Raw genomic sequence first — 19926 nt, 5'->3', positions numbered from 1 at the left:
GTGTTTGTTATTCGAGAATTACCCGCCGTGCACAGTCTCGAAACAAGAGAGTAAGCTCATCAAATATAAAAATCATGAAATTATTTATAAAAAAATATATCTATTATTAGAAGGGAAAATTCAATCAACGCTGACTCTTACTTGGCATCCTTCCTTTTTTGTTTCACCCGAAGTTCACTCGGTTAATGAGAACTACGAAACGAGAAGAAATTGCTGATGTTCATTGGAATTCTCCTATCTCATACATACGATCCACAAGGATAGTTCCTAGGGCCGTTCGTAATTTCTTATCGTAATGAAAATATAGAAAGGATTGATTCTCATGCTAAAATGGACTCTTATCTTTTTAATTATTGCCGTTGTTGCTGGTATCTTCGGATTCTTTGGTATTGTAGAGGCAGCTGCTTCTATTGCTAAAGTACTCTTCTTTATCTTCTTGGTACTCTTCGTTATTTCTCTCATTATGGGGAAAACGCGAGCCTGACGGTTATTAAAACAGAACTAAAAACATAAAAAAGCTGCTAGCCTTGCTAGCAGCTTTTTTATGTTTTTAGACAAGTAAAATGTATAGTTTGGATAAATATTGAATTAAATGTTATTTTCTGTGTTTCAATACCTATCTGAAATGGTTATTGTTATCTCAGAACAAACCATTACATATATCTCTAGGAGGAAAACAAATGAAAAAATTAATTACCATTACAGCTGCTCTCGCCCTTACCGCATCTTTCGCAGGGGCTGCTAGTGCTGCCACTGAGACAACGGAAACGACAACTACACCAACTACAAATTCTGTATCTGTTTCTACCGAGGCAACAAGTACTACAGTTTCTGAAGTAGTATACGAAGATACGGTCCTTGTTAAACCAGGTGATGGAATTGACCTTCCGCTGCTTCCTTTGGAAATTACAAAAACAACATATTTCTATGATACGCCAAACGGAAAAGCTCTTGGTGCATTGAGCTCACAATTCGTTTCCGTTACAGGTAACGAAATTACGAACCGAATCACTGGTGATACATGGGTAGAGATTTACACTTGGAAAGGCGTTGCTTGGGTGAACACAGGAAAATAACCTGATCTACTATTGAAAATTGTCCTTCTTATAATATGTAAGGGTGTGCGCTGTAAGTTTTAAACTTACAGCGCACACCCTTTTTTCCGTAAAATCATATTGGATCGATAAAATTTCAGTGTACAGCCATTTTAGGTTCTACATGTACATGAACATGCATAATGTTATGGTGCCGTCTCATATTTTCCTCGATGGTGTCACTAATTTTATGTCCTTCCACCAGACTCAAATTCGGGTCTACTTCTACGACGACATCGACCATGACATGACTTCCATACAGTCTAGCTTTTACATCCTTAATTCCTAGGACTCCTGCAGTTTTGGCAATCGTACTTCGTAAATCAAGCAGTGCTTCTTCGTTAAAACCGTCCGTTAAACTATGCGTTGACTCTCTAAATATATCCCAGGCTGTTCTACAAATTAAGAGTCCGACAACAAAAGCAGCTACCGTATCAAGCCATGGCAGACCAAGTTGCGCTCCCAATATGCCGATCCCCGCACCTACACTGACCAACGCATCCGATAAGTTATCTTTGGCAGCTGCCATAAGCGCCTGACTTTTAATTTCCGTAGCAAGCTTACGATTATAGAGGTAAACAAAAATCATGACTATGGCTGAAATCGCTGCTACTGCAGCTGACCAAGCGTTTGGAATTTCTCTACTTCCTGCGAATAATCCTTTGCCTGCTTCAATCAATACTTGAATACCAACCATTGCCATAATAAAAGATGCCACCATTGCCGCTACCGTCTCTGCACGAAAATGTCCATAAGCGTGATCCGAATCAGGTGGTTTTCTTGAGATTTTAAGGCCAATCAGTACAGCAATGGATGCTACAATGTCAGTCATGTTATTTAAACCATCGGCTTTTAGTGCACTGGAATTAAAAATAACCCCGCAAAATAATTTAAAAGCAGACAAGACAAGATAAGCTCCGATACTGACCCAGGCACCGCGCTCTCCTCTTTTTATATCATCATATGCGTTCAACGAAAAAGACACTCCCTCAAATTAACTTTATCCATAAAAACGATAAGTCGGTAAACATGGTCTACCTATGTTACCAAACGGTAAGCGAGTGGGTCTACAGAAACAGTGTTGCCGTCCCACATTGCTGTAGTCACCGTGAAAAATTGTTGCTTTATAGCAGGGCTGTATGATTAGATAAACTTTGTTGTATCAGTGCAACTACCCTTCCCTATCCTCTGCACCCACTTTAACTATTCTTTCCCTTGTTCCTGTATTTAAAAACGTATAAAATGAGATGGATACCAGAAAGTAATCTAAACATCTCTTAGGAGGATGTATCGAATGAGTGAAGATCAAGAACAACGCAAAGTAAGCCTGGCCGATGCAATCAAACAAAAATTGGCACAGAAGAAAGAACAAGCTTCTGCCGGTGGCCGTGGTGGATTCCAAGGCGCAGGGACCAAAAAAATGGTCAGTCAAAATAACAAAAAACCGAATAACCAACGCCGTCGTACTGGCGGTTCATAAAAAGGTTCTCTGTTAGCAGCCTAAAAAAGTCCGTATCTCTATGTAGAGATACGGACTTTTTGTATGATTACATCCAAGCTAAAACTTAAACTTCAGCTGGATACATTTGAGCACGAAGCTGTTTTACTTCTTCACTATCAAGATACTCATCATAACTCATTGTGCGATCAATTACGCCGTTCGGTGTAATTTCAATGATACGATTAGCAATGGTTTGAATGAACTGATGGTCATGGGAAGTAAATAGAATCGTACCATCAAAATCAATTAATCCATTATTCAGTGCTGTGATGGATTCAAGGTCAAGGTGATTCGTTGGCTCATCCAAAATCAGTACATTGGCGCCATTCAGCATCATTTTAGAAAGCATACAGCGAACTTTTTCTCCCCCGGAAAGCACACTTGCTTTCTTAAGTGCTTCTTCACCGGAGAACAACATACGTCCCAAGAATCCGCGCAAGAATGTTTCTTCTTGATCTTTGGAGAATTGACGCAGCCACTCTACCAAATTCATATCGACACCTTCAAAATATTTGGAGTTGTCTTTCGGGAAGTAAGCTTGAGTTGTCGTAACACCCCATGTGTATTCACCTGAATCTGCTTCCGTTTCGTTCATCAGTACTTCAAACAAGGTCGTTTTTGGCAAAGTATTAGGCCCAACGAAAGCAATTTTATCTCCTTTGTTCACAACAAAGCTCAGATCATTAATTACTTTCTCGCCTTCTACCGTTTTCACAAGACGATCCACAGTAAGCAACTGCTTACCAGCTTCGCGTTCTGGTTTAAAGTTAATAAACGGATATTTCCGGTTAGACGGACGAATATCATCTAATTGGATCTTCTCGAGTTGTTTCTTACGAGAAGTTGCTTGTTTTGATTTCGAAGCGTTCGCAGAGAAACGTTGAATAAACGCTTGAAGTTCTTTCATTTTATCTTCTTTTTTCTTGTTTGCATCACGTTGCAAAGCAAGTGCGAGCTGACTTGATTCATACCAGAAGTCATAGTTACCTACGTACAGCTGGATTTTACCAAAGTCAATGTCAGCGATATGCGTACATACTTTGTTCAAGAAGTGACGGTCATGGGATACGACAATAACGGTACCTTCGTAATCCATGAGGAAGTTCTCAAGCCACTGAATGGATTCTAGATCCAAATAGTTGGTAGGCTCATCGAGCAATAGGTTATTCGGATTACCGAACAAAGCTTGTGCCAGGAGAACACGTACTTTTTCATTACCGCTGAGTTCTGCCATTTTGCTATCGTGCATTTCACGGGGAATACCTAGACCGATCAGAAGTGCAGCAGCATCCGGCTCAGCATCCCAGCCGTTCAGCTCAGCAAATTCACCTTCAAGCTCTCCTGCACGAAGTCCATCTTCTTCTGTGAAGTCAGATTTAGCATACAGTGCTTCTTTTTCTTTCATAATTCCATAGAGTTTCGTATGACCCATAATTACGGTCTCTAGCACTGGATACTGATCATATTCGTAATGGTTCTGTTTCAGTACGGCCATGCGCTCACCCGGAGTCATGTGTACTTCGCCTTGGTTGGGTTCAATCTCACCAGACAAAATTTTCAGAAACGTAGATTTACCTGCTCCATTAGCACCAATAAGACCATAACAGTTACCTGGTGTAAACTTAATGTTTACATCCTCAAATAGTGCACGCTTTCCGTAGCGGAGTGTTATACCGCTTGTACTAATCATGTTAGAAATCCCATCCTTTATATTAAATTAAATTTATTTCTTAATTGGTTCGTAAGGTTCTATGCATGCCTAATGTGCATACATCAGCCACTAAGCCGCATTTACCCGTATGGCAACATATTATAGCATAAATATGATGAAGTTTCTCAATTTACCATAGGAATACATACATTTTGGATTTATTTCATTACTCATGTACAATTAAGTGATATTCTTAACAGCACAATATCATTTTTATATATGAACGGAGGTATTTTAAACTTATGAAAATTATATCTATTGAACCTACGCCCAGTCCAAATACGATGATGCTCCACTTGGATGAACAACTTGAGGCGGGAATTCGTAAAACATATACTTTGGATAACGAACGCTCTGCCCCTGCTTTTATTCGTCAAATGCTTCACATCAGCGGAGTGAAAAGTGTGTTCCACACCGCAGGTTTTGTAGCACTTGATCGTAAAGGAAATGCAGATTGGTCTGAAATTCTTGGAGAAGTTCAAAACAAACTTGGTCAAGAAGGCGCAGAAATGAACTGGACCCAGTCCGAAGACGCTATGGGTGAACATTTTGGCGAAGCACAAGTATTCGTTCAATTTTTCCGTGGTATTCCTATGCAAATAAGGGTGAAATCCGGATCTCAGGAAGAACGAATCTCTCTGTCCGACCGTTTTGTCAAAGCTGTCACAGAAGTTGCTTCCAGTACGCTCATTAAAGAACGTAAATTAACCGATTATGGAGTACGGTATGGCGAACTCCCTGATATTGCTCGGGAAGTGGAACAAGAACTTGAAGCTGCATTTCCGCAGGAACGACTCATTAAAGTCATTGATCAGGCGATTGCTCACGGTGCCAATCAAGATGAATTTATAGAGCAGCGCCGTGATCTGACAGATGATGAAGTGAAGGTTGCTCTTCAGAATGAAGACTGGCACGTTCGCTATGCCGCATTAGATCAAATGGAGCCCTCTCCCGAACGAATCGAGATGATCAACACGGCTCTTCAGGACGAAAAAATGCAAATTCGCCGCCTTGCAATCATATATCTAGGTGATCTAAAGACACCGGAAGCGCAGGAACTATTATATGAAGCAATGCAGGATAAATCACCTGCTGTGCGCCGGACTGCTGGAGATACGCTATCTGATATCGGGGATGCGGCTGCCACACCTGTTATGATTCCTGCACTTAAAGACACAAGCAAATTGGTTCGCTGGCGGGCTGCGCGTTTTCTTTATGAAGTAGGAACCGAGGACGCGAAAGATGCCCTCGAAGAAGCGGTACAAGATCCTGAATTTGAAGTCAGCCTTCAAGCGAGAATGGCTCTTGAACGTATTGAATCTGGCGAAGAAGCTGCAGGTACAATATGGCAGCAAATGGCTGGCCGGACCAAAAATTAATTTTCACAAAGAACTCACATTAAAGGAATTTCATACCATTGATTTAGAATTATCCTTCCTTTATACTAAAGTCTGTTTTTAATAAGAGTTTTGAACAATCATATAATTAAGATACACCTCATCATACGTAAGTTATCAGGTGAGGTAGAGGTCGCGAATACGATCAGTAAACCAGGAGAGGCATATGAGCTGCCGCTAGCATCCGGGCTGAAAGGCGTATTCGCCGAAATCTGCGAGTAATGCTCTATTGAAATATACTCCAGGTTGGGGCTGTTTTCCGAAAGGGACAGAACTGTCATAGCATGATTCTCATTTTGAAAGGGAACAGCTATGTTGAGCTATCTTCACATTCTAACGAAATAAACGTATGGTGCCGAATTCATGATATAGACCGCCGGCGCCCGCCCGCGGTCTTTTTGTATTGTTTGACTCAAATCGAAGGAGTGTATTTAGAATATGCAACAAGACTCACCCGCACCTACTCTAAAAAAAGGGCTTAAAGCCCGTCATATGACAATGATTGCTCTCGGTGGTTCTATCGGAACGGGACTATTTCTAGCGAGTGGCGGCGCGATCGCTACCTCGGGTCCAGGCGGTGCCCTTATTGCTTATGCAGCTGTCGGCATCATGGTGTATTTCCTCATGTCGAGTCTTGGAGAGCTAGCTACATTTATGCCAGACTCAGGATCATTTAGCACCTATGCTACTCGTTTTGTTGATCCTTCGCTCGGTTTTGCGCTAGGTTGGAACTTTTGGTACAACTGGGCGATCACGATTGCAGCTGAACTGTCTGCGGCAACGCTAATCATTAAATACTGGTTCCCTGACAGTAACTCTGCATTATGGAGCTTGCTCTTCCTGTTACTTATTGTTGGACTCAATGTTCTTTCCGTTAAAGGGTACGGAGAATCTGAATATTGGTTCGCTTTTATTAAAATTATTACCGTAGTTATATTCCTGATCGTAGGTGTCATGATGATTGTAGGTATCATCGGCGGCGAAGCCATTGGCTTCACTAACTTTACGATCGGAGATGCCCCGATGCATGGAGGATTTTTTGCACTGCTCGGTGTATTTATGGCTGCTGGTTTCTCGTTCCAAGGAACCGAACTTATCGGCGTTGCGGCTGGTGAAAGTGAAAATCCGCGTGAGAATGTTCCGCGCGCGATCCGTCAAGTGTTCTGGCGAATCCTGCTCTTCTATATCTTGACGATTCTGGTTATCGGTCTCGTGATTCCGTATACCAGCCCGAATTTATTGAAATCTGGAATTGACAATATTAGTGTCAGTCCATTTACGTTAGTTTTTGAAAAAGCCGGATTTGCATTCGCGGCATCCGTCATGAATGCTGTTATCCTTTCCTCCGTTCTTTCAGCAGGTAATTCAGGGATTTACGCATCCAGCCGTGTATTGTTTGCTCTTGCTAAAGAAGGAAAAGCACCTCGTATCTTTAGCAAACTAAATGGCAAAGGCGTGCCCATCTATGCTCTGCTAGCGACGGGAGCAGTAGGAATGCTGGCTTTCTTTTCATCCATGTTCGGAGATGGCGTAGTATATACATGGCTTCTGAACGCTTCTGGAATGTGCGGATTTATTACATGGCTTGGTATTTCGGTTAGTCATTATCGTTTTAGAAAAGCTTATATCGCCCAAGGACGTGACTTGAAAGACTTGCCTTTCCGTGCAAGATGGTTCCCATTCGGACCTATCTTCGCTCTTATTTTATGTATGATTGTCATTGTGGGCCAAATATTCACTTTGGATCTAGCTGACTTAGGATGGCTTGATATCGTTGCAACCTACTTCACTATTCCACTTTTCCTGATCATCTGGTTCGGATACAAATGGAAGTATAAAACAAAAATAATACCTCTTCAGGATTGTGATTTCGAAACGGGTCAATCTTAATGAAAAAGCCTGTTCTACAATTGTTGTAGAACAGGCTTTTCTTATTTCAATTCCCAGCTGACCTTTACTTTCATATCTCCTGTATCCTCAAAATCAGACACATAATAGGAAACGGAATTCAGCCCTAGGCTATATAAATCCTTAAGTGCCTCTAAAAGTCTTGCCTTCTCCCCGCTGTAGCGGAATAGTACTGCCTTCTGTTCTTCTTTCATTTTCCCCTTTACGAGTGCTTTCAGATCTGCAGAACTGTGTATAATTTTGTCTTCATTATAGAGCACATAATCCAGCTTGTTGTATAGGCGATCATATACGTCCGCTTTATTGTCTGTTTGCTGTAATACATTCAATGTTTCACGGTAAAGAGAAGATGCTTTAGGATATTGTTTTTGCCACGTATGATCTTTTCCCATCTCATCGTCAGTAAGTAAATAATAGTTATAACTCACCTTACCGGGTTGATTAGGAGTCGGATCATCCCAGGTTGTGTCCAGATGATACCACTTCCCATCAAGCAATACCAGATTCCAAGCATGAAGTTGCCCCCCTGCTTGACCTTCCACAATTCGGTTCTTAATACCTGATTGTTCTAACATTTTATAAGCAAGTAACGAGTAACCTTGGCATACCGTACTGCCTGTAGCAAGACCATCATAAGCCGTATATTTCCGTAGAGATACATCGTAAGCCAAATGAAGTACAATCCAGTCATGGATGGCTTCTACCTTCTCGTGTGAATTCATTCCTGGAGTTATGATCTCTTCTAATATCTCTTTAACTCTTCGTTCAACATACGCGGTTTGGGCTTTGGTCTCGCGGTATTTCAGATCAATAGTCACTTCCGCCGATACATTGTTCCCCTTGTAATGATAAGCATAACTTTTAATATTGTATTGGATATAGGGGTCGCTTGCCATTGCCTCTTCAATTGCTTTCTGTAAAGTAGCCTTGAGCGTTTTAATTTTTCCTTTATACGTAAACTTCACACTTTCTGTTCTGCCCAGCATAGCTGTCGTCAGTACAGTGTGCATGCTCTCTGATGTAATTACTCTCTCTGTAGAAGCTGCATACAGTGTATCGAGGTCTACTACCCGGGGGATCACAATAATCATCACAAGGGCGAGCAGTACAACGATTAACAAACCAAAGCGGTTTTTCCTCAAGGTCGTCTCCGCCTCTCTTCGGGTAATGGGCTCTAGTCTTTGCAGGAATATTGTAACACAAACGCTCTTGGCATCTCTTTTCTAGTTTTGTCGATCTTCATCGAAAAAAAATAGCTTCCTTAGTAGGAAGCTATTTTCTAAATCTAATTATATCTATTCAGTTTCGGTCAAATAAGTACCTGTACATCCATTCATTAATAATAACGATAGGAAGACTGACTATTCATGAAAAAATCAAGTTTCCCTTGTAACTCTGCCAGACGATTGAGTACTTGAGCTGCTTCTGTAACAGTCACAAAACGTTCAGGCAGGAATCGTCCATCGATGAGCGGCAGCAAATCCAGCTTAATTGTTAGTGAAGCAGCGCCTTTATTTGTAATCTGAGAAGCATCTGCTACAGCAGCCAGATCTGTTCCCTGTTGATAGAACTTAGATAGTTTTTCGTATTTCAGCACACTCATGATAATTTCAGCTAAATCCCCACGTGTAAGTTGTTTTTCAGGAGATAATTTTTGTTCCGGATCCGCTTCAATCCAGGAATGATTAATAAGAAGATTCATTACTGATGCATAAGGACTCTCTATATCCACATCTGCAAATATCTTATCGTCTTCACTTCCTGAATAATATATTTCATTTTCCACACCAGGATTAAGTCCTCTTGCTAAATACGTATACCAATCCCCTTTGGTGATGGTACGTTCCGTCTCTATTTTCCCTTCGTCGTTCGGTGTTAACACCCCATGAGTGACCAACTTCTGTAGTACAGATTCCGCACTGTGTCCTTTAATATCCACAATATCGGATACAAGGCTTTCCTGTTTGGTTCCATAGAGAAGTTTCCATTTTCCACTAGAAGCATCAAGCGCTTCATTGCTGTAATAGTCAATATCGCTTAATTGTGGATGATACACAAGCTTAATGGATCTTTCTTCTCTATTTCCTTGAATTCCATAATACCCGCCAAATCCTTCGTATTGAAGTGTCGTTTTGGTTCGATCAAGGAAAATCTTTTTTGCTGCCTCTTTCGTCACTGCTGGTTCAGATGCAGCCGGCATATTGGCAGCATCAGCAGAGAACTGAGAATAAAAGCTCTGCACTGCTCCTGTTTTGTCCATCGAGATGCTCACATTATCGCCATACACAGGAATCCCATTCAGATAACGAGTAAAATTAAAGAAATAACTTGTGTCGGAATTGCTCACCGTACTCAGTTTTAGTTCCTTCGCTGCGTTTGGAACGAGTGCCAGAACTTTATTGATTGCCAGCTTTTTCGCAGCTTCTGCTGTGATTTTCTGTTTGTTCTCTACTGTTTTATCGACCTCAGTCTCATTATCCATACTATGGTTGTAAATTTCGTAACTTTGAATTTCTCCAGTCTTTGCGTTAACTTCGGCGGAGATCCCATTCATGTACATATACGAATTATCCTTATCCTCTTTAGACCAACGGATATTCCAACTCGGCTCTCCAGACCGGTAACTTCTTTTCTCATAACGGCTTTCAGAAACCTGATACCCCTTAGGAGTCGGGAATGTGTTTTCTACTAATTGCAGGGCTTCCTCAGCGGACAGATCTTTCTTTGAAGGAACAAAAGCATTTCCATTTGGCAAAGACTCAGTAACATATTCTGTTTTTGTATCTGTTGAATTATATGTGCTAAAAGTTTCTCCTGTATTCGCATCAATGGATTCCATTCCTGTTGAAGGCAAATAACCAAGATAATAATTGCTATGTTTTTTATTATAACTGTATTTATTAGGGATGTAGGATAGCTCTACATTAAAGTTCTTTTCGAATATAGATCTTGCTTCTTGTGCAGACAATTTGGGATTAGGAGAAGGAAAGTCGGACTGTGGTATGTTTCTCGAATAATTAGTCACAACCCCGCTGTCGTGTACAGTAACATAGACTGTATTTTCACTCGTAGGCAGTCCATTCACATGAAGTTGATAAACAAAATAGTACTGTGCATGACCAAAAAGCGGAGATATCGTATCTCCTCCATTAGCGTCTAATTTAACATAATCATCCTCAGATAATCCTTTGATGGCTTTATGCAAAAACGCTTTGCTGATTGCTTCAGATTCAGCATAAGAAATACGTTTAGCATCACTGTCTGCTTGTTTCTCCCACAAATATTCAGGCAAATACACAGACAAGACTTCTCCTGTCTCACCATGCACAGTAGCACTGAATCCATGAGAGGATGAACCCATTCTAATTTGGAATTGCAAATCCCAGACTTTATAATCTGGCTGCGGGTATAAATTCCCTCCACCATAATTAGATGATGTTAACGTTGCTTTTTTTAGTTCAGGAAACAATGCAATCACATTGTTATACGCTTTTTCTGACGAAATTTTTGCGCCTTTTGGAAGTTTTGAGTCTAGAACAATTGAAGATTGACCACTTCCCGCCTCACTTGCTGTCTCAGTTACAACGACAGAAGCAGCGGAAACACTATGAATTGCTCCTTGCGTATGTACTCCAAGCATAATAGCCGCCATGGTAGCTGCTACTTTTTTCACAGAAATCGATGACCTTATATCCAAAATTTATACCTCCCCCTAATTTCCAATCTATTCCAGTATATCACACTATAATCTATCACATTCCACATTTCCTAATTAAAAATTTCAAGATAAACACCCAACTTTTTGCCAAAAAACGTGTTGCAAACCTCATACACTCTAACATAAACTGCCACGATAATTAAACCCTATCTCATGAAATCGTCTTCGCTTCTCATGAAAAATAGATACACAAATAACCGCCCCGTAATCCCGGAGCGGTTATTTGGACGGTATAGCTGCCTATCTGTATTGTGCGAGTTTCTCATTTAACTCACGCGTTTGTCCGTATATATTCTGATAGAGCGCAAACAGTTCATCGTATACTGCAGCCGTCTCCGGATTTGGTTCATAGGTTTTCGCAGGACGAATAAAGGCTGCTGCACATGCCTGTAAAGAATCAAACCATCCACACCCGTAAGCCGCAAGCATGGCAGCCCCCATAGCAGGACCTTGTTCGCTTTCGAGCTTCACAATCCGGCTATTGAAAATATCAGCCTGCATTTGCAGCCAGGTTTCATTTTTAGCTCCGCCGCCGATCGAAACGACTTCTTGAATGTTTTTGCCAGATTCACGGATGATATCAATGGACTCTCTTAATGAGAAAGTAATCCCTTCCAGTACGGCACGTCCAAAGTGGGAAAGAGAATGACTTGCGTCTACGCCAATGAAACTTGCGCGAATATTGGCATCTGGATGCGGAGTCCGTTCGCCAACGAGATAAGGAGTGAATAAAAGCCCCTTACTGCCTGCCGGTATAGCATCAATGCCGCTAAGCAGTTCATCAAAGGAAAGATCTTTTGCAAACGTATCCTTAAACCAAGTCAAACTATAACCCGCAGCGAGTGTCACACCCATAATATAAAAAGCATCTTTCTCCCCATGGTTAAAGAAATGTACTTTCCCTTCAAAATCAAGCTCTTTACGCTCTTCATAAGCAAGTACAACCCCTGAGGTTCCGATACTGCTCATCGTCTGTCCTTCATTCAGAATGCCGGCGCCAATCGCCCCGCAAGCATTGTCTGCTCCCCCGGCAAATACTTTCGTGTTTGCGGTAAGATTTGATGCTTCTGCAATCTCTGGAAGCAGTGTTCCCACTTCTTCAAAGGACTCAACAAGTCTTGGGTAGAGAGAAAGTGGAAGTGAGAACGCTTCTGCAATCGTCTGACTCCAGCTTTTGCTTGCTATATCTAATAACAGCGTCCCCGCCGCATCGGAATAATCCATCGCATAGTCGCCGGTTAATCGGTAACGAACATAGTCTTTAGGAAGTAAGAATACGGCCGCCTGCTCCATGATCTCAGGTTCATGTTTTTGCACCCATAATATTTTAGGAAGTGTAAATCCTTCTAATGCACGGTTTTTTGCAATCTGTAATAGATCCGCATCTAACGTTTCCTCGATAAGACGGCATTCCGCGGTCGTTCGTGTATCATTCCATAAGATAGCGGGACGTAGCACCTGTCCATCCTTATTAAGTAACACAAGCCCATGCATCTGACCAGAGAAGCTGAGACCCGCTACTTCCTCAGCCGAAATGTTAGACATCTCCATGAGCTTACGAAGAGACACTAAGGTCTGCTCGACCCAATCTTCTGGATTCTGTTCGCTGTAGCCAGCTTTCGGTTGATGTAATGGATATGGCTGTGATGATTCAAATAAAACGTCTCCGCTGCGGTTGACAAGTACCGTTTTCACAGCACTCGTTCCTAAATCGACACCAATAACATAACTCATTGTATTTCTTCCTCCTTCATTGTCCCATTCTATTTGATCATCAAATAAAGAAACGTCCCCGCACCTTTCGCATACGGGCGAAAAAGGCCGGGGACGATCCGTAAAGACTAACTATTGCTGTGGCGTCCTGTTGGCATGATCAAGACTGATCAATGATTAGTCAGCCAAGATATATTGGTTAAGTGTCGCTTTCAGAAGTTCTTGGCGACCTGATTTGTTAGCACGCGGTGTTTCGTTATTAAGTGCATATTCAGCAAGGGAGCTAAGCGTTGCTTTACCTTCAACCACTTCGGCACCAACACCTTCTTTAAAGCTTGCATAACGATCCTCAATAAAGTTATCGAATACACGATCTTCGATCAGTTTCGCAGCAACTTTCAGACCTTTCGCATACGTATCCATACCTGCAATGTGAGCAAGGAATAGATCTTCTGGTTCGAAAGAAGAACGACGTACTTTCGCATCAAAGTTTACGCCACCTTTACCAAGACCGCCATTCTTAAGTACTTCGTACATGGTAAGTGTTGCATCGTAGATATCTACTGGGAACTCATCTGTATCCCATCCGATCAGAAGATCGCCTTGGTTTGCATCTAGTGATCCAAGCATACCGTTGATACGAGCGACACGAAGCTCATGGTCAAATGTGTGACCTGCCAGCGTAGCATGGTTAGCTTCAAGGTTCAGTTTAAAGTCTTTGTCCAAACCGTATTTTTGCAAGAATGCAATCGAAGTAGCAGCATCAAAATCATATTGATGTTTTGTTGGTTCTTTTGGTTTAGGCTCGATCAAGAATTGAGCGTCAAAGCCGATTTCTTTCGCGTAATCTACAGCCATATGGAACATACGAGCAATGTTGTCTTGCTCAAGAGCCATATCTGTATTTAGCAACGTGTCATAACCTTCACGTCCGCCCCAGAATACATAGTTTTCTGCACCAAGACGTTTACCCACTTCTAGCCCTTTCTTGATCTGAGCTGCTGCATGAGCATATACATCTGCATTACATGTAGATGCTGCACCGTGCATGAAACGTGGATTCGTGAACATGTTTGCTGTATTCCAGAGCAGTTTTTTACCTGTTGATTTCATATGATCCTCAATAAGATCAACGATTGTATCAATATTGCTGTAGAACTCACGCAGACTGTTTCCCTCAGGGGCGATGTCTACATCGTGGAAACAGAAGAACGGCAGATTCATTTTTTCCATGAATTCAAATGCTGCTTCTACGCGAACTTTCGCAAGGTCAAGACCCGAATATTTATTATAAGAACGAACAGCTGTTTCTGCACCAAAAGGGTCAGCGCCGCCCGCTGTTAGTGTATGCCAGTAAGCCATACCGAAACGGAAATGTTCCTCCATTGTTTTACCTGCTACGACTTCTTCCGGATTATAAAATTTAAATGCCAAAGGATTTTTCGATTCTTTACCTTCAAATGCAACTTTGTTAACGGATTCAAAGTAAGCCATTGTTACAAAGCCCTCCTCTAATTGGTCTAATGTCCGATTCGCGAAATCGTTTACACCGATATACTAACACACCGCTCATCACTTTGTCTATTGGTTAAACTAAGTTTGTTTGTTCTTCTTCTTTTCTGTTACAATAGACTTTACCTCTATTCTAAATAGATAAGTTATCGTAAATAATTCAATGTAAAATCCTGAAGGGACGTGCTGATCCATGGCAATAACCGGAGATCAGGCTCTGGTCAAAAAGATTAATAAAACGATTATTTTAAATACGATCCGGGAACATGCACCTTTATCTAGAGCGAATGTGTCGACTCTATCCGGATTAAATAAAGCAACGGTATCTAATCTTGTAGCGGAACTCATTGACGGGCATTTGGTCACTGAACTCGGACTAGGTGAATCCAGCGGAGGACGCAAACCGCTTATGCTTCTATTCAATAAGCAGGCTGGTTATGCAGTGGGTCTTGAAGTCAGTGTGAAACGTTTACGAGGTGTTCTAACGGATCTTGCCGGAACCATTATTGCTGAAGACGTTCAGCCTCTTACAAGTCACGACGTGTCATACGTATGTAGCTCCATTGTCTCCATGACGAACAGGCTGCAGCAAAAAGCGCCCCCTTCACCACACGGTGTCATTGGTGTAGGGATTGGAGTACCAGGCATGGTAGATGAAGAAGGAACGATTCTATTTGCCCCGAACCTTGCGTGGAATATGGTTCCTCTTCGAAGTATGTTAGAAAAAGAACTGGAACTTCCGGTCACGATTGATAATGAAGCCAATGCAGGAGCACTCGGTGAACTTCACTTTGGAGCAGCTAGAGGGACACGCCATCTGATATACATCAGTGCGGGCATTGGGATTGGATCTGGCATTGTAATTGATGGGGAACTTTATAAAGGAGCATGGGGTTATGCAGGTGAAACAGGACATATGTCCATTGATGCAGAAGGAAAGCAGTGCTCCTGCGGAAATCGGGGGTGCTGGGAGCTCTATGCATCTGAAAAAGCGTATGATGAAGCCAGCTTGCAGCTTCCTTCCCGTTCCACTTCGGATCTTACGATCCTTGCTGCCAAAGGTGACCCTGTCATTCTGGAACTCTATAAAAGCATGGGACACCGGCTGGGTGTCGGGATAACAAACATCGTAAATAGTTTTAATCCAGAACGCATCATTATTGGGGGACCCTTATCGAAAGCACAAAAATATATAGAGAGCTCACTGCAAAGAGTTGTCGCTGAGCGAACACTTCCCTACCATCGGCGTAGTCTCCATATTGAATTCGCTGAACTTGGAGCAAACTCTACCTTAATCGGTTCTGCCTATGGAGCCATATCCCAATTTCTTGGGCAGATTCGAGTTCGATCATAAATGTAAAAAATTAACTGAAATAGACAAAAATTTGCCCTATTTTCTGGACCGTTACCTTCCGTATCCAAGGTATAATAAGTCTTATTATGTGTCATTTATTACTGCAAAGCTCCCATTTGCAGCTATACTTCACGCACGGAATGGAGAGAACTCTCGTGACTTATGTGGATACTTCCGATATTTCAGCCGCGATGTTCATCACGGTCCTGCTTTTCCTTATTGTTATTGCTCCCTTGGTAAGTCTAGGAATTCTCAAGTTATTTCAGGGTAAGAAAAAACAGGCATTATGGTATGTTCTATCGGGTGTAGCCGTCTATTTTATATTCCAGTGGTTTATGTGGTTTGTTTTTTAGCTAACGTTTCACTGCCTATTTTTTATTAAAAAGAGAGAGAGACATGATTCGTCTCTCTCTCTTTATTTTATCTCCAAGAACACGCCCCGCTTTTTCTCTGTGATGTGCTCATCAATTCTGTTTAATCCGGTTTGCTACTTGCTGATGCTCATCAGAGCCGAATTTGGTAAGTGCGTCTTCCGTTAGCTTCTCATCTGATTGTATATATTTTTCCTTCAATTTCAGTATTCGGAGCACATGTTCATCTATTTCGGCCTCGGTTAACCTTCCCGTTTCTACTGCCGTTAGTATGGCCTCATATGCTTCTGATGCTTTGTCTGGAGTATGACCGAACAAAAGGATATCAACTCCAGCCTCAAGCGCCATAACAGCTGCCTCTCCTGAGCCATAATTCTGTTCGATTGCTCCCATCTCAAGGTCATCCGTAATAACAACCCCCTCGTACCCAAGATCCTCTCGTAAGATGTCTTGAACCATGACGGAAGACAGAGATGCCGGTTTTCCTGAGGAATCTATCTTTGGATACTTGATATGAGCTACCATGATCATGTCTGCTCCTTCTTCTATCGCTTCACGAAAAGGAATCAGTTCTCTTTCTTCTAGCTGAGCTTTCGTCTTGTTAACAACCGGCAGACTTTCATGTGAATCAACCGAGGTATCCCCATGTCCGGGAAAGTGTTTTATAGCAGAGATCATACCCGATTTCTGTAGTCCTTTCATTACAGCGATCCCATGAACGGATACTTCTGCAGCGGTGGTGCCATAAGCACGATCACCAATTACCGTATTATCTGGATTGCTAAATATATCAAGTACGGGAGCATAGTCTACATTAAATCCAAAAGCACCAGCCTCTTCTCCAATAACTCTGCCCACTTCTTCGGATAAAGCTGAATCTCCCTTCTTCCCAATCATAAGACTGGATGGAAATTCTGTCTTGCCCTCCGGTAAACGAGACACCCGCCCGCCTTCTTCATCCAAAGAGATAAAAAGCGGTCTATTTTCTACTGGATTATTTGATTTTATATCATTAATAAGTTCTAGCAGTTGTTTTTTGCTCTCAATATTTTGCTTAAATAGGATGACACCGCCGATTCGGCCTGAAGCAATTAACTGTGTCTCTTCCCTAGAAAGTTCTGTGCCCGAAAAACCTGAGATAATCAGCTGACCTATTTTCTGTTCCAAGTTCATCGACATGAGTTCTGACTTATACTTGTCGGTCTCATCATCTATGGAAGGAACACGGTCAGGTTCAACCGACTCCGTATTATCGAAATCCTGTTCGTTATCTTCTTCTACTTTATTCGCCCTATTTTCCGCATGGTTACTGTCCAATTCCGTGGGGGAATCAGCAGATTTTTCAGGGATAGCTACTTCCCTAGAACAACCGATCACCAAGAACAACAGTAGTAGCACCAATATATAATAACTGTTTCTCATGTTTTATCTCTCCTACAATACATTCTATTATCGTATGATTCCCTTTATATAGGTAAAAAACCGCATCCGTAAAGGATGCGGCTTACTAGGGCTTCCAATTGTATTACCTCAATTAAATAAAATTTCAAACATTTCTGTTCACTAATCTACAATAGGCTGAATATATAAACTAAGTATTAATTCGTTACTGCACTGTGCTCAAGACTTTCAATGAATCTTTCCGTATCCATTGCTGCTTTACATCCACTGCCTGCAGCTGTAATCGCTTGTCTGTAACGCGTATCCTGAACATCTCCGCAAGCGAATACGCCAGGTACATTCGTTTCACTTGTGCCAGGGTTAACAACAATATATCCGTTTGCATCCGTAGTCAGTTGACCACCCAGGAACGCTGTGTTTGGATTATGACCAATGGCAACAAATACACCGCTAGCTTCAATAATTTCTTCTTCGCCGGTAGCATTGTTAAGCACTTTTAAGCCTTTTACTCCGCTTCCATTTTCGCCTGCAAGGATCTCAACAGGTGTGCGATTCAGTGCCCATTCAATTTTTTCATTATCACGCGCACGGTCCTGCATAATTTTTGAAGCACGCAGTTCTTCACGGCGATGCACAAGTGTTACTTTAGATGCGAAACGAGTCAGGAAGGTTGCTTCTTCCAACGCAGAATCGCCGCCGCCGATTACGATAATTTCTTTACCGCGGAAAAAGAATCCATCGCATGTTGCACAAGTACTTACACCATAACCTACGTTTTCTTGTTCTCCAGGAATACCGAGGTATTTTGCAGAAGCTCCTGTGGAAATAATAACCGTCTCGGAGACAATTTCGTCTTGTCCTTCGACTTGAATTTTAAAAGGACGCTCTGCCATATCAATACTATTAACCCATCCAGTACGGAATTCTGCACCAAAGCGCTCCGCCTGTTTGCGCATATTATCCATAAGTTCAGGTCCCATAATACCATCAGGGAAACCAGGGAAATTTTCCACTTCTGTCGTCGTTGTGAGTTGTCCTCCCGGTTCTGGACCTTCAATTACGAGTGGTTTCAAATTGGCACGTGCCAAATAAATGGCTGCAGTCAGGCCGGCTGGCCCTGTTCCGATAATAACTGATTTATACATTCACTTTACCTCCTGATTTCTTCCGCAAACACTAGAGTAAATGAACTTCGAATGAACCAGGGGCGAACAAGCATACAATAAGTTATTACCTTATTCGCCTGGAAGACAACTTCATAACATATCAACTCTTGTCATCCATATACGAATGGGAAATAATATAATGAATTGCTTTACCCGTTCATGTTATAAGTAAACTTTACGGAAAAGGAATAAATAATTTATAATAATTCTAATCTAGATATAATTATGATCATTTTCAAAGTCGCTGTCAATGCTCTTTGCTCGCCTTAATCCTGATCTAAATAGAAAGACAACAAGAGGAGGTATTCGAAAGTTTATGACAGAAGCAATGATTGGAAGTATTATCTCTGCCTTGTCTACTGGACTTGGGGCAATCCCGATTCTTTTTATGACCAAGGTAACTCACCGGCTGCGAGATATTTTACTCGCTTATGCTGCCGGAATCATGACATCAGCATCTATGTACAGTCTCATCCCAGAGGCTCTCAGCCAATCGAATCTTATTGTCCTTTCCATCGGAATCATGGCAGGAAGTTGTGTGCTGCTCATCTTAGAGAGGTATATCCCGCACATCGATCTAGAGAATCCTGAATCAAGGCCCTTTAATATTGAAGGCAAGGCTTTCCTTATCATTGCTGCAATCACGATGCACAATCTTCCAGAGGGGCTTTCCGTTGGAGTAAGTTACGCGAGTTCAGACGAAACTCTAGGTAATCTGATCGCCTTGTCGATTGGTCTACAGAATGCGCCTGAAGGATTTCTTGTTGCCCTATTTCTAGTGAATCAAAACATTGGCCGATTTAAAGCGCTCGGTATCGCTACGTTAACGGGGGCAGTCGAGATTATCACGGCGTTTATTGGATACTCGCTAAGCAGTGTAGTTGATGGTCTTGTTCCTTATGGTCTTGCCTTTGCTGCAGGAGCAATGATGTTTATTGTGTACAAAGAACTAATCCCTGAAAGTCACGGAGACGGTAACCAACGTGTAGCTACGATCTCCTTTCTTCTAGGTCTCATCACGATGATTACCCTTACTGAACTTTTCTAATTTGGCGTAAAAAATAAACTTCTATACAGCAA

General features: G+C 41.8%; 16 protein-coding genes and 1 riboswitch. Of the genes, 8 read left to right on the top strand and 8 right to left on the bottom strand.

The features are described 5' to 3' along the window. Positions 1-322 precede the first annotated feature (322 nt). Both H9647_RS21795 and H9647_RS21790 read left to right on the top strand, forming a co-directional pair. A complete protein-coding gene (locus H9647_RS21795; RefSeq protein WP_160035785.1) occupies positions 323-484 on the top strand; it encodes a DUF1328 domain-containing protein in 162 nt (53 codons plus the stop codon). A gap of 196 nt (positions 485-680) precedes the next feature. Continuing rightward, on the top strand, positions 681-1076 hold the full coding sequence (locus H9647_RS21790; protein WP_191804008.1) for a hypothetical protein: 396 nt from the start codon (positions 681-683) through the stop codon (positions 1074-1076). 115 nt (positions 1077-1191) lie between these two features. On the opposite strand, the gene H9647_RS21785 is transcribed toward H9647_RS21790, so the two are convergent. Then, entirely contained in the window at positions 1192-2067 is an 876-nt protein-coding gene (locus tag H9647_RS21785) for a cation diffusion facilitator family transporter (protein WP_191804006.1), read from the bottom strand. Between the two features lie 321 nt (positions 2068-2388). Here H9647_RS21785 and H9647_RS21780 point away from each other — a divergent pair, with 321 nt between their 5' ends. Then, positions 2389-2574 (top strand): hypothetical protein, encoded by a 186-nt coding sequence (locus H9647_RS21780; protein WP_191804004.1) that lies wholly within the window; start codon positions 2389-2391, stop codon positions 2572-2574. 85 nt (positions 2575-2659) lie between these two features. On the opposite strand, the gene H9647_RS21775 is transcribed toward H9647_RS21780, so the two are convergent. Then, complete coding sequence (locus H9647_RS21775; RefSeq protein WP_191804002.1) at positions 2660-4285, bottom strand: ABC-F family ATP-binding cassette domain-containing protein; 1626 nt, start codon at positions 4283-4285, stop codon at positions 2660-2662. A gap of 263 nt (positions 4286-4548) precedes the next feature. On the opposite strand from H9647_RS21775, the gene H9647_RS21770 reads away from it, so the two are divergent. Both H9647_RS21770 and H9647_RS21765 read left to right on the top strand, forming a co-directional pair. After that, positions 4549-5685 (top strand): virulence factor, encoded by a 1137-nt coding sequence (locus tag H9647_RS21770; RefSeq protein ID WP_191804000.1) that lies wholly within the window; start codon positions 4549-4551, stop codon positions 5683-5685. A 137-nt stretch (positions 5686-5822) separates the two neighbouring features. Beyond that, positions 5823-6034: riboswitch (Lysine riboswitch) on the top strand. Positions 6035-6141: 107 nt separating this feature from the next. After that, a complete protein-coding gene (locus H9647_RS21765; protein ID WP_191803998.1) occupies positions 6142-7593 on the top strand; it encodes an amino acid permease in 1452 nt (483 codons plus the stop codon). A gap of 41 nt (positions 7594-7634) precedes the next feature. Here H9647_RS21765 and H9647_RS21760 read toward each other — a convergent pair whose 3' ends face one another. From H9647_RS21760 to xylA, 4 genes are all read right to left on the bottom strand, one after another. Next, the gene (locus tag H9647_RS21760; RefSeq protein WP_191804081.1) at positions 7635-8702 is read right to left on the bottom strand and encodes a transglutaminase domain-containing protein; all 1068 of its coding nucleotides are present in this window, start codon (positions 8700-8702) and stop codon (positions 7635-7637) included. Between the two features lie 245 nt (positions 8703-8947). Then, a complete protein-coding gene (locus H9647_RS21755; RefSeq protein WP_191803996.1) occupies positions 8948-11308 on the bottom strand; it encodes a YcdB/YcdC domain-containing protein in 2361 nt (786 codons plus the stop codon). Positions 11309-11569: 261 nt separating this feature from the next. Further along, positions 11570-13063, bottom strand: a complete 1494-nt coding sequence (xylB, locus tag H9647_RS21750; protein ID WP_191803994.1) for a xylulokinase — start codon at positions 13061-13063, stop codon at positions 11570-11572. A gap of 156 nt (positions 13064-13219) precedes the next feature. Continuing rightward, positions 13220-14536, bottom strand: a complete 1317-nt coding sequence (gene xylA / locus H9647_RS21745; protein WP_191803992.1) for a xylose isomerase — start codon at positions 14534-14536, stop codon at positions 13220-13222. Between the two features lie 211 nt (positions 14537-14747). Here xylA and H9647_RS21740 point away from each other — a divergent pair, with 211 nt between their 5' ends. Continuing rightward, on the top strand, positions 14748-15908 hold the full coding sequence (locus H9647_RS21740) for an ROK family protein (RefSeq protein WP_191803990.1): 1161 nt from the start codon (positions 14748-14750) through the stop codon (positions 15906-15908). A gap of 86 nt (positions 15909-15994) precedes the next feature. Further along, entirely contained in the window at positions 15995-16261 is a 267-nt protein-coding gene (locus tag H9647_RS21735) for a hypothetical protein (protein ID WP_318245354.1), read from the top strand. Positions 16262-16372: 111 nt separating this feature from the next. Here H9647_RS21735 and nagZ read toward each other — a convergent pair whose 3' ends face one another. Together nagZ and trxB are read right to left on the bottom strand one after the other, a co-directional pair. Next, the gene (gene nagZ, locus H9647_RS21730; RefSeq protein ID WP_191803988.1) at positions 16373-17701 is read right to left on the bottom strand and encodes a beta-N-acetylhexosaminidase; all 1329 of its coding nucleotides are present in this window, start codon (positions 17699-17701) and stop codon (positions 16373-16375) included. Positions 17702-17877: 176 nt separating this feature from the next. Next, the gene (gene trxB, locus H9647_RS21725; RefSeq protein WP_191803985.1) at positions 17878-18825 is read right to left on the bottom strand and encodes a thioredoxin-disulfide reductase; all 948 of its coding nucleotides are present in this window, start codon (positions 18823-18825) and stop codon (positions 17878-17880) included. 337 nt (positions 18826-19162) lie between these two features. Here trxB and H9647_RS21720 point away from each other — a divergent pair, with 337 nt between their 5' ends. After that, positions 19163-19894 carry a ZIP family metal transporter gene (locus H9647_RS21720; protein WP_191803983.1) on the top strand — a complete coding sequence of 244 codons (732 nt, stop codon included), beginning with the start codon at positions 19163-19165 and terminating at the stop codon, positions 19892-19894. Positions 19895-19926: the final 32 nt, after the last annotated feature.

It is taken from the genome of Paenibacillus gallinarum (assembly GCF_014836635.1).
Taxonomy (GTDB): Bacteria; Bacillota; Bacilli; order Paenibacillales; family Paenibacillaceae; genus Paenibacillus; species Paenibacillus gallinarum.
The sequence above is the reverse complement of the archived record's forward strand: the minus strand, read 5'-3'. Positions and strand labels throughout refer to the sequence as shown.